Origin of the sequence: Pseudomonas sp. P20 (assembly GCF_016463925.1) — a bacterium.
In the GTDB taxonomy this organism is placed as follows: Bacteria; Pseudomonadota; Gammaproteobacteria; order Pseudomonadales; family Pseudomonadaceae; genus Pseudomonas; species Pseudomonas aeruginosa.
Window position 1 is genome coordinate 16558 of the sequence record NZ_JAEMVM010000009.1, and the last position, 13606, is coordinate 30163.

General features: G+C 68.1%; 15 protein-coding genes. All 15 read right to left on the reverse strand.

Annotated elements, in window-relative coordinates; all coding sequences use genetic code 11:
* Window positions 1-17: 17 nt before the first annotated feature.
* Window positions 18-236 (reverse strand): recombinase-like helix-turn-helix domain-containing protein, encoded by a 219-nt coding sequence (locus tag JHD77_RS12695; protein ID WP_003112909.1) that lies wholly within the window; start codon window positions 234-236, stop codon window positions 18-20.
* 1 nt (window position 237) lies between these two features.
* On the reverse strand, window positions 238-555 hold the full coding sequence (locus tag JHD77_RS12700) for a hypothetical protein (RefSeq protein ID WP_003112908.1): 318 nt from the start codon (window positions 553-555) through the stop codon (window positions 238-240).
* Window positions 556-562: 7 nt separating this feature from the next.
* Window positions 563-1528, reverse strand: coding sequence for a VOC family protein (locus tag JHD77_RS12705; protein WP_003453560.1), 966 nt, complete (start codon window positions 1526-1528; stop codon window positions 563-565).
* 13 nt (window positions 1529-1541) lie between these two features.
* Complete coding sequence (locus JHD77_RS12710; protein ID WP_031756606.1) at window positions 1542-3026, reverse strand: aldehyde dehydrogenase; 1485 nt, start codon at window positions 3024-3026, stop codon at window positions 1542-1544.
* Window positions 3027-3037: 11 nt separating this feature from the next.
* On the reverse strand, window positions 3038-3841 hold the full coding sequence (locus JHD77_RS12715) for an aspartate dehydrogenase (protein WP_003453564.1): 804 nt from the start codon (window positions 3839-3841) through the stop codon (window positions 3038-3040).
* A gap of 10 nt (window positions 3842-3851) precedes the next feature.
* Complete coding sequence (locus JHD77_RS12720; protein WP_003130114.1) at window positions 3852-5534, reverse strand: thiamine pyrophosphate-binding protein; 1683 nt, start codon at window positions 5532-5534, stop codon at window positions 3852-3854.
* Window positions 5527-6324: an SDR family oxidoreductase gene (locus JHD77_RS12725; protein WP_017001845.1), complete on the reverse strand. Its 798-nt coding sequence runs from the start codon at window positions 6322-6324 to the stop codon at window positions 5527-5529. Before JHD77_RS12725 ends, JHD77_RS12720 begins: the two co-directional genes overlap by 8 nt.
* Complete coding sequence (locus JHD77_RS12730) at window positions 6311-7144, reverse strand: IclR family transcriptional regulator (protein ID WP_003112902.1); 834 nt, start codon at window positions 7142-7144, stop codon at window positions 6311-6313. The genes JHD77_RS12725 and JHD77_RS12730 overlap by 14 nt, the downstream gene beginning before the upstream one ends.
* On the reverse strand, window positions 7137-8006 hold the full coding sequence (locus JHD77_RS12735; RefSeq protein ID WP_003112901.1) for an alpha/beta fold hydrolase: 870 nt from the start codon (window positions 8004-8006) through the stop codon (window positions 7137-7139). The genes JHD77_RS12730 and JHD77_RS12735 overlap by 8 nt, the downstream gene beginning before the upstream one ends.
* A gap of 8 nt (window positions 8007-8014) precedes the next feature.
* Window positions 8015-8545, reverse strand: a complete 531-nt coding sequence (locus JHD77_RS12740; protein ID WP_003112900.1) for a cupin domain-containing protein — start codon at window positions 8543-8545, stop codon at window positions 8015-8017.
* Window positions 8546-8558: 13 nt separating this feature from the next.
* Window positions 8559-9320: an SDR family oxidoreductase gene (locus JHD77_RS12745; protein ID WP_003112899.1), complete on the reverse strand. Its 762-nt coding sequence runs from the start codon at window positions 9318-9320 to the stop codon at window positions 8559-8561.
* 5 nt (window positions 9321-9325) lie between these two features.
* Window positions 9326-10102, reverse strand: coding sequence for an ABC transporter permease (locus tag JHD77_RS12750; RefSeq protein WP_003112898.1), 777 nt, complete (start codon window positions 10100-10102; stop codon window positions 9326-9328).
* A complete protein-coding gene (locus JHD77_RS12755) occupies window positions 10099-11106 on the reverse strand; it encodes an ABC transporter substrate-binding protein (RefSeq protein ID WP_003162724.1) in 1008 nt (335 codons plus the stop codon). Before JHD77_RS12755 ends, JHD77_RS12750 begins: the two co-directional genes overlap by 4 nt.
* A gap of 40 nt (window positions 11107-11146) precedes the next feature.
* Window positions 11147-11998, reverse strand: a complete 852-nt coding sequence (locus JHD77_RS12760; protein WP_003130104.1) for an ABC transporter ATP-binding protein — start codon at window positions 11996-11998, stop codon at window positions 11147-11149.
* Between the two features lie 512 nt (window positions 11999-12510).
* Window positions 12511-13584: a class I SAM-dependent methyltransferase gene (locus tag JHD77_RS12765; RefSeq protein WP_031756604.1), complete on the reverse strand. Its 1074-nt coding sequence runs from the start codon at window positions 13582-13584 to the stop codon at window positions 12511-12513.
* Window positions 13585-13606 lie beyond the last annotated feature (22 nt).

The following is a 13606-nucleotide window of genomic DNA, read 5'->3' on the forward strand; positions in this document are numbered from 1 at the left end:
TTTCCTCTCGGGGGAATTCACGCGCCCAGGCGGGCCATCAGGGTCTTGTAGGCTTCCTCGGTCCAGGGACCGCCGCCCGGGCAGGTCGGGCCGGCCTGGTTGAGGTAGCCGAGCAGCCCCGGCAGGTCGTGCAGGCCGGCGGCGTAGGCGCGCTCGATGGAATCGCCGAGCAGGTCTTCGAAGGCGTTCGGCTCGCGGGTACGGGCCTGATGGGGTTCGAGGTAACGGTCTTGCATGTCATTGGCCTCCAGTGCGGACCCGTTCGCGGATGGTTTCGCGAACCGGGACGAAGTCGTAGGTCGGGTAGCATTCGGTGCGGAACACGCCCCAGGCGGAGCGCTCCAGTTCGACGTTGACGCGTGGCAGCAGGGCCGGCGGCAGGCGCAGGGTGACGATCTGGCCGAGGCCCATGGCGACGGTCCAGGAAACGATCTCCACGCCCTCTCCCGGAAAGCGCTCCCACCAGTCCATGGCCTTCATGCGGGCCTGGATCTCGTCGAGATTCTTCGACTGGTCGTGCCGGAGCAGCACGGTCAGCAACAAGGTGTCGCTCATGCTCGTCTCAACTCCTGGGTTTGTCGGTGAGGAACCGGCCCTGCGGTGCCTCGACGCTTTTCTGTCGCCGGGTATTGCCGTCCAGGCCACCGGCGATGGCCCATTCGGCGAACACCGTAGGGCCAGGTTCGAACTCGCGGGCCTGCCACTCGCCGGTCAGTTGGTCCTCGTCGGCGTAGTACTCGACGAGGGCGCCGGCGGGGTTCCGGAAGTACCAGAAGTACGCCGAGGACACCGGATGCCGACCCGGGCCGATCTCGGTATCCCAGCCGCAGCGGGCGATGTGCATGCCGCCGCCGAACACCTCATGGATATCGCGCACGGTGAACGCCACGTGGTTCAGGCCGGCGCGCGGTTGCGGCAGTTGCAGCATGAACAGGTCGTGGTGGCCGCCCTCCTCCGCGCAACGCAGGAAGGCGCCGCGATTCGGATAGCGATCGGAGCAGACGAAGCCGAAGCGCTCGCGGTAGAAGCGTTCGCAGGCGTTGACGTCCTTGACGAAGAACACCACGTGGCCGACTTCGACGGGCTGCGCACGCTCGTAGATGGGGCTGGCCTGGTTGATCCGGCCCTTGAACTGCCAGGTGTTGGACTGGCCGCAGGCCACCTGGATGTCGCGTTTACGGGTGACCTGCAGGCGCACGGCCAGACCGTTCGGGTCGGTGCAGCCGATACGGCCCTCGCCCTCGATGAAGCCGGGATCATTGGCGATGCGCTCGGCGTACAGCTTGAGGTCCGCCTCGCTCTCCACACCCCAGACCACTTCACGCAGGGTCGAGCCTTCCTCGATGGCCGGCGGCAGGCCGGGCTTGTCCCGCGCCGCAACTATCACGCGGCAGCCGTTGAGGCTTTCGAAGACCACCTGGTCCTCGCTCGCCTCGACCTGCGCCAGGCCCCAGTCGGCGAAGAAACGCGCGCTGGTGGCCAGGTCTTCCACGCCGTAGGTGATTTCGTCGATTCCCGATACGCTCATCGCGTCTTCCTCATCAGTGGCTGCCGGCCCAGGCCAGCGGCTGTTCGTTCAGGCCCCAGTAGAGGCTCTTCTGCTCCATGTACTGGAGTATCCCCAGGCGGCCCTTTTCGCGGCCCAGGCCGCTGTCGCGCCAGCCGCCGAAGGGGGTGGAGATGGAGAACTGCTTGTAGGTGTTGATCCACACGGTGCCGGCCTGCACGGCGCGGCCGAGCCGCCAGGCGCGCTGGAAGTCGCGGGTCCAGATGCCGGCGGCCAGCGCGTAGCAGCTGTCGTTGGCCTCCTCGATCAGGGCCTCTTCGCTGGTGAAAGGCATGGCCACCAGCACCGGGCCGAAGACCTCTTCCCGGCACAGGCGGGCGCCATTGGTGAGCCCCTCGATAATGGTCGGGGTGTAGAAGTAGCCACGATCGAAGGCTCCGCCATGGGGACGTACGCCCCCCGTGCGCAGGCGACCGCCCTCGGCCACGCCCATCTCGACATAGCGCTCCACCGACTCGCGGTGCCGCGCGCTGATCAGCGGGCCCATCTGGGTGCGCTCGTCGGCCGGGTCGCCGACGCGCAGGGCCGCGGCGCCGGTGGCCAGGCGCTCCATGAATTCGTCGTAGCGCTCGCTGGCGACGAACAACCGCGAGCCGGCAATGCAGGATTCGCCGCTGGAGCTGAAGATGCCATAGAGCACGCCGGCCACCGCGTGGTCGAGATCGGCGTCGGCCAGCACCATGGTCGGCGACTTGCCGCCCAGTTCCAGGGACACCGGCATCATCTTGTCGGCGGCGATGCGCGCGATGTGCTTGCCGGTGCGGGTGCCGCCGGTGAAGGACACGCGCCTGGCCAGGGGGTGGCGGGTCAGGGCATCGCCGATCAGCGCGCCCTTGCCCGGCAGCACGCTGACCAGCCCGCGCGGCAGGCCGGCCTCATCGCAGATGCGCGCCAGCGCCAGGGCGGCCAGCGGGGTGATCTCGGCCGGCTTGACCACCACCGCGTTGCCGGCGGCCAGGGCCGGGGCGAGCTTCTGCGCCTCGGAGGCGATGGGCGAGTTCCACGGGGTGATGGCAACCACCACGCCCATGGGCTCGTACACGCTCATGCTGACGAAGTCGCCGCGCGACGGCGTGATGCTTTCCTCCAGGGTCTCGCAGGCGGCGGCGAAGAACTGGAAGGTGGCGGCGGCGCTGGCCACCAGGTTGCGGGTTTCCCTGATCGGCTTGCCGTTGTCCAGGCGCTGCAACTGCGCCAGCTCTTCGCTGCGCTCGCGGATCAGCGCAGCGATACGATAAAGCACGGTGGCCCGCTCATGAGGCTTGCGCTGGGCCCAGCCGCTTTCACGGAAGGCGCGGTGGGCGCCGGCCATGGCTTCCTCCACGTCCTCCAGGCTGGCCGCATGCAGGCGGGCGACGGCCTCGCCGGTGGCCGGATAGAGGCTTTCGTAGAGGTCGCCGCCGCCCGCTCGCCACTCGCCAGCGATGCAGATGGGTTGGATCGGGTTCAGGTCAATCACGGTAGTCGTCCCTAGATCGAAATCGCGTGGGCGTGGTTGCCCAACGCTCGGACCACGCTGTACACGGTCAGCGCCGATGTCTTCGGGTTGGCCGCCAGCGGTTTGCCGCGCAAGGTCAGTTCGAAGCCGCCGAAGGCGCCGCTGGCTTCCACCTGGTGCACGTTCTCGCAGCTTTCGGGGTCGGCGATCAGGCGCACCTGGGTGCGGTCCAGGCCGAGGCCGGCGAGCGACAGGGTGGCGGCGACATTGGCGTTCTTCGGATAGAGCCGCGCCGCCTCGCGGGCGCTGCCGTCGAAGATCACCCGCGCCTTCTCCAGGCGCTGCAGGTCGCAGACCGTCTCGCCCGGCGTGCCCAGCCAGGCGCTCGCCGGCTTGCGCCCGGTGTAGCGCACCGATTCGAGGCCACCGACCCTGGCCGCCGACAGCGCATCGATGGCGCCGATGGCGCCGGGCAGCAGCTCGATGCGGCTGCCTCCGGCCTGCGCCGCGGCTTCCAGGCGCTCCACCAGGCCCGGCTCGGACAGCGCGCCCACCGAGACCACCAGGCAGGGAATGCCTTGGGCCAGCGCCGGCAGCACGTGCTGCTCGATGGCGCGGTGCCCGGCGCACTCCACCAGAAGATCGGGGCGCTCTCCGGCCGGCAGCGCGCTGAGTACCCGCGGCGGCCGGCGCAGGCTGGCCAGGCGATGGCGGACCTGGGTCTCGGACTCGCGAGGAACGATCACCGCATCGACCCTCAGTTGCGGATCGTTTTCCAACAGTTCCAGGACGCCGGCGCCGATGGCGCCGCAGCCGATCATGACGATATTCAGCATGGCGGGAGCCTCAGGCGGTGGCCTTGTCGGTCTTGGCATCGTTGGTCGGCGGGCCGGCGAAAATGCTCTTGAAGCTGCCCACCGCGAGCATGTCCACCTCCAGCAGGAAGGGACCTGGCTCGGCCAGGGCGCCATCGAGCACGGCGCTGAAATCCTTCAGATCGCTGACCTTGGCATGACGCAGGCCGAGGGAAGCCGACAGTTGGGCGTAGTCCGGGGTGTGCAGGTCGACGTAGCAGCGGCGGCCACCGTAGGCGGCGTCCTGGATGTTCTTGATCACCCCGTAGCCCTGGTCGTTCATCAGCACGATGAGCATGTCGGCCCGCTCCTGCACGGCGGTGGCCAGTTCGCCCAGGTTGAGGATGAAGCCGCCGTCGCCGGCGAGCACGAAGGTCTTGCGCCCAGGCGCGGTTTCCGCCGCGCCGACCGCCGCGCCGATGCCCATGGCCAGGCCCTGGCCGATGCCACCGCCGAGGGCGTGGACGCCGGCGCGGGGGCTGAAGATATTCAGGTGGCGGTTGCCCCAGGTGCTGTTGGAGACGGTGACGTCGCGCACCCAGTTGAAATTGCGGCCGGCCAGCGCCTGCAGTTGCTCCACCAGCGAAGCGTAGGGGCCAAGGCCGTCCACCAACTGGGCGCGGGCCTGGTTGCGTGCGGCGGCGAGATCCGCGGCGAAGGCCGGGTCCACCGACAGGCGCCCTTCCAGGCGGTCGGCGAGCCCCTTGAGGACCCGTTCGGAATCGCCGCAGACGAAGAAATCGCTGGGGTAGCAGCGGCCCTCCGCCGTGGCATCGGCGTCTGCCCGGTAAAGCGGACGCGGGAGCTTGAGTTCGTACTTGAGGGTTTCGTTGCCGCGCAGGCGCGAGCCCACCACGAGCATGGCGTCGCAGCTCTGGTAGAACCGCTCCACCGGTTTGTTCAGGTTGAAGGCGCCGAGGGAACGCGTGTCGTCTTCCGGGACGATGCCACGCCCCTGGGTGCTGGTGACCACGCCCACGCCCATGGCCAGCAGGCGTTGTACCTGCGGGCCGGCATGCCGGGCACCGCCCCCCAGCCAGAGCATCGGTCGCCGCGCCTGGGCGAAACGCTCGGCTAGGTCGTCCAGGGCTTGCTCGGAGGGCCTGGCCACCGGCACCGGCAGCGGCGACAGGTCGGCCGGCAGGTTGATCAGCGCCGATTGGATATCGATCGGGATTTCCACGCTCACCGGGCCGGCGGGCGCGGTCAGGGCGGTCTGCACGGCCAGCTTGAGGGTGCTGATGGCGGTGTCGACGCTGCGCACGCGGAAGGCCGCCTTGGAGATGGCCTTGAGCATGCTCAACTGGTCCGGCGCCTCGTGGATGTAGGCGAGGCTCCGATCCAGGTAGGGGGTTTCGATCTGCCCGGTCAGGTGCAGCAGCGGGGTGCCGGCGGTGAGCGCCTCGACCAGCGCCCCGGCAGCGTTGCCGGCGGCGGTTCCGGTGCTGGTCAGGCACACGCCCAGGCCACCGCTGGTGCGGGCGTAGGCATCGGCCATGTTGGCCGCCCCGGCCTCGCCGCGGGCCATCACGAAACGGATGTTGCCGCGGCTGGCGAAGGCATCGAGGATCGGCATGTTGTGGATCGAGATCACCCCGAAGGCGGCCTTCACCTCGCACTGTTCGAGGAAGGCGGCGATGGCGGCGCCGACGGTGACTTGGCTTGCGTTACGCATGACGGGACAACCCTCCGGAAACGTCGATATGACTGCCCGTCGTATAGGCAGACAGGGGAGATGCGAGGAACAGGATGGCGCGGGCCGCCTCGATCGGCTTGCCCAGGCGTCCCAGGGGAACCTGCTTGTTCCGCGCCAGCTGCGCGGTCCATTGCGCCCAGTCCAGCTCGCGCTCTTCGCGGGCTTCGAAACGGCGCCGCCACTGGCCGGACTCGACCAGGCCGATGAGGATGCCGTTGACCCGTACGCCCTTAGGCGCGAACTCGAAGGCCATGGAGCGCACCAGGTTCTTCACCCCGGCGCGGGCCGCGCTGGTAGCTACCATGTGCGGCTCCGGCTGGCTGGCCAGCAGCGAGTTGACGCAGACGATGGCCGCGTCGGCGCGGCTTTCCAGTTGCGGCAGGAAGGCGCGTACCGGGTGGATGACGGAAAAGAACTTCAGTTGCAGTTCCTCGCTCCAGGCCTCGTCCGTGGTCTCGGCGAAGGTCGAGACGCGGCCCTGGCCGGCGTTGTTCACCAGGATGCTGGCGCACCCCAGCGTTCTCTCGCAGGCTTCGGCGAAGGCGCGCACCTGCAACGCATCCAGCACGTCGCAGACACTGGCGAACAGGCGCGCCCCGGGGAAGCGCTGGCGTAGCGCGGACTCGGCGGCACGCAGGCGCTCGCCGTCGCGAGCGCAGAAAGCCACGGCGGCGCCTGCCTCCAGCAGCAGTTCCACCGTGGCCAGGCCGATCCCGGAGGAACCGCCGGTGACCACCGCCACCGCCTCGGACAGGTCATACGGTTTCATGCGGGCGACTCCGGAAGATCGGGGTGACGTTGTCCTGGCCGTCGGCGCGGTAGTCGAGCAGGTACGACAGCTCGTCGGCGCTGCTGCGCACCCGGCTGACCAGTCCCTCGATGCGTTCCGGGTCGATATGCCCGGCGGCGATGGTCGCCCCCATCGCCGCGATGACGCGACCGCTGTGATCACGTACCGGCGCCGCGACGGTGGAGATGCTCGCCTCGAAGAACCCCTCGCCCTGGACGAAGCCACGCTGGCGGTCGCCCTGGACCATGTCGAAGAGTTCCAGCACGCTGCGCGGGGTGTTCGGCGAGAACTGCTCCAGCTGCTCCTCCGGGTACAGCTCGCGCAGCTCGCCCAGGCTCAGGTCCTGCAGCAGGATGCGGCCGAGCACCGTGGCGTGGGCCGGCAACCGGGTCCCGACGTTCACCGAGCTGCTCAGCGGGGTGGACGGCGAAACCTTGGCCACGTAGACGATCGAACGGCCGTCGCGCACCACCAGGTTGCAGGGGTAGCGGATCTCGTCGCACAGGCGGTTCAGCAGCGGCTGGCCGAGTTCGGTCAGCTCCAGCGAGGCCAGGTACTCGAAGCCCAGGCGCAACACCGCCATGCCCAGGCGGTACTCGTTGCCGTTGCGGGTGACGAAGCCCATGGCCTCCAGGGTGGTCAGCAGGCGGAAGATGGTCGAGCGCGGCAGCTTCAGGCGCCGCGCCAACTCCGGCGCCGTCAGGGTACGGTCCTTCCGGCTGAACTCGCAGAGCAGCAGCAGGCCGCGTTCGAGGCCAGGCACGATGTACTTGTCTTGCGAATCGTCTGACTTATCCATTGGCGGTTCCTTCAAGAGAGAGGCGTTGCGCGTGGCCGATGCGTCCTGCGACCACTTCGGGTTGTTCGATCGGGCTGGCGTGGCCGGCCCCGGGAATCGACGAGAACGACGCGCCGAGCTGGCGGGCGATGGCGCCGCAACTCTCGGGCGTGGTGATGCCGTCGTCCTCGCCGCAATGCACCTCGCAAGGAGCGGCAGGCTGCCCGTTGCCCAGCAGGTCGTCGCCGCAGAGCAGCTCGACGGCCTGGCGGTAGCCCTCGGGGTTGAGCCGCGCCATGTTCCAGCGCACCCAGGCCAGGGCCTCCTCGCTGGGGTTGCGGCCGAGCAGGCGCGCGGTGCGCTCGCTGGCCATGCCGTCGATACCGAAGCGCTCCAGGTTCTCCAGGCGCTGGCGGCGCACCTGGGCGCCGCTGTCGCGCAGCTCGGCGGCGCCGTAGCCGCGCGCCGGGCTGAGCAGCACCAGGCGGCGCACCCGCGCCGCGCCGATGCCGGCGGCGTAGGCCGTGGCCATCAGCGCGCCGAGGGAGTGGCCCACCAGCAGGCAGCTCTCCACGCCCAGCGCATCCAGCAGCAGCTCCAGGCACGCGGCGTAGTCGCAGGCCTTGGGCCGGGCCGGCGGCAGCGGCGTGGACAGGCCGTAACCCGGCGCGTCCCAGGCGATCACCCGATTGCCGGCGGCCAGGCGCTGGGCGCAATGCAGCCAGGACGCCGAGCCCGAACCGATGCCGTGCAACAGCACCACCACCGGGCCCTGGCCGCATTCGCGGATGGCCAGCTGGGCGCCGTCGGCCAGTTGCACCAGCCGCTCGGGAAAGCGCTGTTGCAGGTTCGGGACGGGGGTGTGGGTCTGCGCCATGTTCATCGGCGGCCTCAGCGCTTGATGCTCGCCAGAGGGTGCTCCGGCGGGTAGGTCGGGGTGATCGGCTTCTTCGCACCGAGCATCACGCACATCAGCGCATCCTCGTCGCCGATGTTGATCTCCTCGCGGTACACGCCCGGCGGCACGGAAATCACGTCGCGGTCGGTGAGGATGGTCTCGAAGCGCTCGCCGTCCTTCTCCAGCACCACCTTGAGCTTGCCGCGCAGGACGAAGAACACTTCCTCGACGTCGATGTGCAGGTGCGGCGGGCCTTCGTGACCCGCCGGGATGACCATGGTGGAAAAGGTGAAGTGCTCGGACGGAATGGTGTTCATGTCACTGGCCACACCGGTGCCGCCGGTGCCGATGTAGCGCATCTGCGCGCGGCGGAACCTGGGGTCGTAGTCGGCCTGGAACTTCAGCGCGTTCCAGTCGTACTTGCGGGTGGAGTAACGGGCGATGCGGGTGTTGCACCACTCCTCGAAGCTGGCGCCTTCGGGGCGGTCCCAGGATTTCGGGGCGTTCTGGTTCAGATCGGTCATGGAGTCCTCCGGATCAGGGCATGACGAACCCGCCGTTGACCGGCAGGGTTTGTCCAGTGATGAAGCGGGAAAGGTCGGAAAGGGCGAACAGCACCGCGCCGCAGACATCCGCCGGCTGTTGGCCGCGCTGGAGCGCGCGCTGCTCGCGGTAGAGCCGGTGGCGGGCGGCCGGCACGTACTCGGTGGCCTCGACCTCCACGAGTCCGGGAGCGATGGCGTTGACGGTGATGCCGTCGCCGCCCAGCTCGCGGGCCAGGCTGCGGGTCATGGCGATCAGCGCGCCCTTGCTGGCGCTGTAGGCGAGCAGGTTGGGCGCGCCCCACAGCGGGGTGTCGGAGGCCAGGTTGACCACCGCGCCACGTCCGGACTCGCGCAGCGCCGGCAGGCAGGCACGGGTCATCAGCCAGGTGCCGCGCACGTTGACCTGGAGCACCCGGTCGAACACCTCGATCTCCAGTTCTTCGCAGCTCTTGCCGCCGGAGTTGGTGATGGAGGCGTTGTTCACCAGGCCGTCGAGACCGCCCAGGCGCTCGACCGCCGCGGCCACGCAGCGCTCGATCGAAACCGGGTCGGCCAGGTCCAGTGGCAGGCCGCTGATATCCAGGCCCTGCTCGGCGAGTTCACGGGCGGAGCGCTGCACGCGCTCCTCCAGGATGTCGGCGATCACCACCCGGGCGCCGGCGCGTGCCGCCGCTTCGGCGAAGGCGTAGCCGAGGCCGCGGGCGCCGCCGGTGAGGAGCACGCGGCGACCGTCGAGAAGAGAGTTCTGGCTCATGGCATTCACACCGTGCCCAGGTTGGCTTTCGGCAGGTAATGCAGGACGCGCTTCTCGGCCCAGACCACCGCGCCATAGGCGAGCACGCCGATCAGGGTGAGCATGACGATGGCGACGAACACCCCGGCGGTGTTGCCCTGCCCTTCGGCATCCACCAGCAGGAAGCCGAGGCCCTTGTTGCCGCCCACCAGCTCGCCGACGGTGACGCCGATCACCGCCAGGGTGGAGGCGATGCGCAGGCCGGAGAACAGCGCGGCCATCGCCGAGGGGAACTCCACCAGGCGGAAGATCTGCCAACGGCTGGCGCTCATCGCGCGCACCAGGTTGATCATGTCCGGGTCGACGGTGCGGATGGCCGAGAGCACGTTGATCATCACCGGGAAGAACACGATCAGCACGGCGATGAGGATCTTCGGGTACACCGTATAGCCCAGCCACATCACGAACAGCGGGGCGAAGGCCACCTTCGGCGCGATCTGCAGCGCCAGGATGTAGGGCGAGAGCATGGCCTCGGTGGTCGGCGACAGGCCGAGGGCAACGCCGATGCTCACGCCAAGCAGCGCGCCCAGGGCGAAACCGACGACGATCTCCAGGCTGGTGATCGCCGTGTGCTCCAGCAGTCCGGCGCCGTGCCACATGGCCACGCCCTCCGCCGCCACCCGGCTCAGCCCCGGCAGGACGAACTCGGGCATGCCGAGCAGGCCGGGCCCCCACTGCCAGGCAGCGAGGAACAGGAACAACAGCGCGAGACTGCCGAGCAAGGGTCTGGTGGAGAGGTTCATGGGCGGGCTCCGTGCTGCGCGGTCAGGTCGGCGGACTCGACGAAACGGTTGGTGTAAAGCTCGTCCAGCGGCGTCTCGCGGCCGACGATGCCTTCGCTGACGTAGAACCTGCGAACCTTGTCCAGGCGCTGCGGATCGATGTGCCCGAGCGGCTGCTGGTTGGCGTAGACGTGCTCGACATAGAGCCGCAGGACCCGTTCCAGGCTGGCCTCGCGGCCCTTGTAGGCGGGCACCGCGGCAGCGAAGGTGGCGGCGGCCTGCCTTGGGTCGGCGATGATGTCGCGCATGCCCATGAGGGTCGCCCTGACCACCCCGCCGACCACCTCGGGCTGCTTCTCGATGGCCTCGTCCGAGGCGAGGATCGCCTGGGCCATGCTCTCGAACACCTCGCTGCCCGGCAGCAACTTCACCTGCCGGCCGGCATCCTCGGCACTCACCACCCAGTCCGGCACGCCGGCCATGGCCTGCGAGCGGCCGGCGGAGAACAGTTGCCAGACGCCGGATGGGCCGGCCGCCTGGATGTCCACGTCGGACTTGCCCAGGCCAGCCTTGCGCATCGACGCCAGCAGGGCGTAGTAGGTGGTGTCGGAGTAGGACATCACGGTCAGGGTCTTGCCCTTGAGGTCCTTGACGCTGTCGATACCGGCCGTGCCATCGGTGGCGATCATGGTCACCCCGCCGGCACCGAGCACCGCCACGGCTTTCACCGGGATGCCGTTGGCGCGCACCACGATCGGCGTATCGCCGATGGCGCCGCCGACCGGTGCGTTGCCGGCGCCGATCTGCTTGGCCACGTCGACCCCGCCCTTGCCGGCGACGAAGGTCACCTTCAGGCCCTGGTCGGCGTAGTAGCCCTTCTCCCGGGCGATCACCCAGGGTGCGAAGGCCGGCGAGTTCGGCGGTGCCGGCAGCAGGTAGGTGACTTCCCGCGGGGCGGCCTGGACGGACAGGCCGGCGGCGAACAACGCGCCGCACAATGCGGCGTTGAGCAATGACTTGGACATCAGCGGCTCCTGTAGCGGAATTCGGATCGGCAGGCGGCGATCAGTGCAGCTCGGCGCTCTCGCCCACTTTCAGCAGGGTCATCAGGCGCCCGACCAGCGGCCCGATCTCCGGCAGCTTGCGGCGCTCCAGCGGGTTGTCGCGCAGCGGCAGGCCGACCTCGATCTCCTCGACGATGGTGCCCGGCCGCGCGCTCATCACCAGGATGCGATCGGACATGGCGATCGCCTCGACCAGGTCGTGGGTAATGAACAGCGCGGTCTTGCGTTGCTCGCAGAGCATCCGCGCCAGGTCCTGCTGGAGGATCATCTTGGTCTGCGCGTCGAGGGCCGAGAACGGCTCGTCGAGGAACAACACCTGCGGGTCGGTGGCCAGGGTTCGGGCCAGGGCGGCGCGTTGGCGCATGCCGCCGGAAAGCTGGAACGGATAGTGCTCAGCGAAACCGGCGAGGTGACACTTCTCCAGCATTTCCTCGGCGATGGCGCGCCGTTCGCCGGCCGCGCGACCGTCGATCTCCAGGCCCAGCTCGATGTTGCGGCGAATGCTGCGCCAGGGCATCAGCAGGTCCTTCTGCAACATGAAGGAGACCTTGCGTACCGGACCGCTGACCCGCTCGCCGCCGACCCGCACCTCGCCTTCGCTGGGTGCGTAGAGACCCGCCCCCATGTTCAGCAGGGTGCTCTTGCCGCAACCGGACGGCCCGATGATGGACACCACCTCGCCGCGGCGGATGGCCAGGTCGAGCCCCTGCACCGCGAGGGTCGCCGCGCTTTTGCCGCGGCCCGGAAAATGCTTGGCGACGCCGCGGAATTCGATTTCGAGACGGCTATCCGCAGGAGCGGCTACAGGTAGCGAATGCTCGGAAGTGAGGATGCTCAACGACGTCGCTCTCATCTGGACTAAGCCTCTTGTCTTGTTTTATATATGAAACATCGTTTTAAATATAAAACTTGCAGAAGCCATGCCAGATGAAAGTTCACCGGCGAAACAGCCTTGTTTCGAGTATTAAACTTTTAAAATCAGAGAGTTGAATTAAAGCGCGGAGAATTACCGCGGAATCCTGCGACGAAAGGCGCTCCGAGCGGTTTTCACGCGGTTCGCCAGGCTTCCGGGAAGTGGGGCGTTGTTGCACACACAAGGAGCAACATTGCTCCATTCGGTAACAGGGGAAGGTTTCCTGACAGCCACATCGCTCGCTTGAACGAGTGCCGCAGGCTCTCGACCTCTGCTCGCAGCAACTCCCCTGCTTATATAAGGACGAGGGTCTTCGCAGCGAAGACTTCAGGCCGAGGCAGACAGGGACGAAACGACTGCGGCGGTCCCGGACACACCGGGCTGCGGGTGGCGTCCGCCGCGGACGCCACCCTCGCCCCGGAGCCGCGCCAGGCGACTCCGGGCGTGCAACCTCAGGGTCGCAGTTCGAACAGCGCCGGCAGCGGCGGCCACTCCGAAGGCACCTTGCGGAAGCGACTGAAGCCGGCGGCCTCGGCCATCTGCCGCGCGCGGTCCTCGCCCATGAAGGCGCCGAGGCCCTCGCCGCCGTGGGACAGCGAACAGGTCATGCAATACAGCGTGCTCTGCGGGTACATCACGCGACCGAACAGGTTCATGTTCTCGTGCAGTTCCTGCGACAGGTTGAGTTCCACCATCAGGTAGGTCCCATCGTCGACGGTCGACTCGCGCAGGTCCTTCATCATCTGCTGCGGGTCGGTCGCGTCGTGGATGACCACGAAGGTCGTGACGAAGTCGAACTTCTTGCCCGCCAACGCATCGGAATCGCTGACCTCGAAGCGCACCCGGTCGCCGACCCCCGCGGCCTCGGCGTTCGCCCGCGCGCGTTCGATGGACGGCGCGTGGAAGTCACAGCCATAGACCTGGGCTTCGGGGAACGCCTTGGCCATCATGATCGCGGCCAGCCCGCTGCCGCAGCCGAAATCGAGCACGCTGCCACCCGCCTGGAGCTTTTCCTTGACGCCATCCAGCGAAGGAATCCAGTGCTGCACGAGGAAGTGCTTGTACCAGGGCATGGTCATGCGCTCCATGCCTTCCCAGGTTTCCAGCGGGAAGGATTCCTCGGGGCAACCGCCGCCGCAGCGGAAGGCCTCGATGATCTTCGGCGCCATGCTCACGAAGGGCACGCTCAACTGGATGATCCCGCCGGCGAAATAAGGCGAGTCCTCGTCGGCGAGCACCGGGACGAACTCGGCCGGCAACCGATAGCTCCTGCTCTGCGGATCGTAGGCCAGGTAGTTGCCGGTGACCATGCTGCCCAGCCATTCGCGCAGGTAGCGGGTGGTGTAGCCGGTCTGCTGCGCCAGCTCTTCCAGGGTCACCCATTGGCCATGGGCGAGCGCCTTGAACAGCCCCAGGCGGTCGCCGATGTAGAGCATCGCGCCGCGCAGGGTATTGCCGTAGTCCTCCATGATCCGTGCTGAAAACTGCTTGACCTTCGCGGTTTCGATCTCGTTAGCCTTTGTCATTCTTGTTCTCCGTTGATGTGCA

Excerpts from the sequence above, each read along its gene's own strand:
- JHD77_RS12695 (WP_003112909.1), bottom strand. The coding sequence starts at position 236 with ATGCAAGACCGTTACCTCGAACCCCATCAGGCCCGTACCCGCGAGCCG.
- JHD77_RS12700 (WP_003112908.1), bottom strand. The coding sequence starts at position 555 with ATGAGCGACACCTTGTTGCTGACCGTGCTGCTCCGGCACGACCAGTCG.
- JHD77_RS12705 (WP_003453560.1), bottom strand. The coding sequence starts at position 1,528 with ATGAGCGTATCGGGAATCGACGAAATCACCTACGGCGTGGAAGACCTG.
- JHD77_RS12715 (WP_003453564.1), bottom strand. The coding sequence starts at position 3,841 with ATGCTGAATATCGTCATGATCGGCTGCGGCGCCATCGGCGCCGGCGTC.
- JHD77_RS12720 (WP_003130114.1), bottom strand. The coding sequence starts at position 5,534 with ATGCGTAACGCAAGCCAAGTCACCGTCGGCGCCGCCATCGCCGCCTTC.
- JHD77_RS12725 (WP_017001845.1), bottom strand. The coding sequence starts at position 6,324 with ATGAAACCGTATGACCTGTCCGAGGCGGTGGCGGTGGTCACCGGCGGT.
- JHD77_RS12730 (WP_003112902.1), bottom strand. The coding sequence starts at position 7,144 with ATGGATAAGTCAGACGATTCGCAAGACAAGTACATCGTGCCTGGCCTC.
- JHD77_RS12735 (WP_003112901.1), bottom strand. The coding sequence starts at position 8,006 with ATGAACATGGCGCAGACCCACACCCCCGTCCCGAACCTGCAACAGCGC.
- JHD77_RS12740 (WP_003112900.1), bottom strand. The coding sequence starts at position 8,545 with ATGACCGATCTGAACCAGAACGCCCCGAAATCCTGGGACCGCCCCGAA.
- JHD77_RS12745 (WP_003112899.1), bottom strand. The coding sequence starts at position 9,320 with ATGAGCCAGAACTCTCTTCTCGACGGTCGCCGCGTGCTCCTCACCGGC.
- JHD77_RS12750 (WP_003112898.1), bottom strand. The coding sequence starts at position 10,102 with ATGAACCTCTCCACCAGACCCTTGCTCGGCAGTCTCGCGCTGTTGTTC.
- JHD77_RS12755 (WP_003162724.1), bottom strand. The coding sequence starts at position 11,106 with ATGTCCAAGTCATTGCTCAACGCCGCATTGTGCGGCGCGTTGTTCGCC.
- JHD77_RS12760 (WP_003130104.1), bottom strand. The coding sequence starts at position 11,998 with ATGAGAGCGACGTCGTTGAGCATCCTCACTTCCGAGCATTCGCTACCT.
- JHD77_RS12765 (WP_031756604.1), bottom strand. The coding sequence starts at position 13,584 with ATGACAAAGGCTAACGAGATCGAAACCGCGAAGGTCAAGCAGTTTTCA.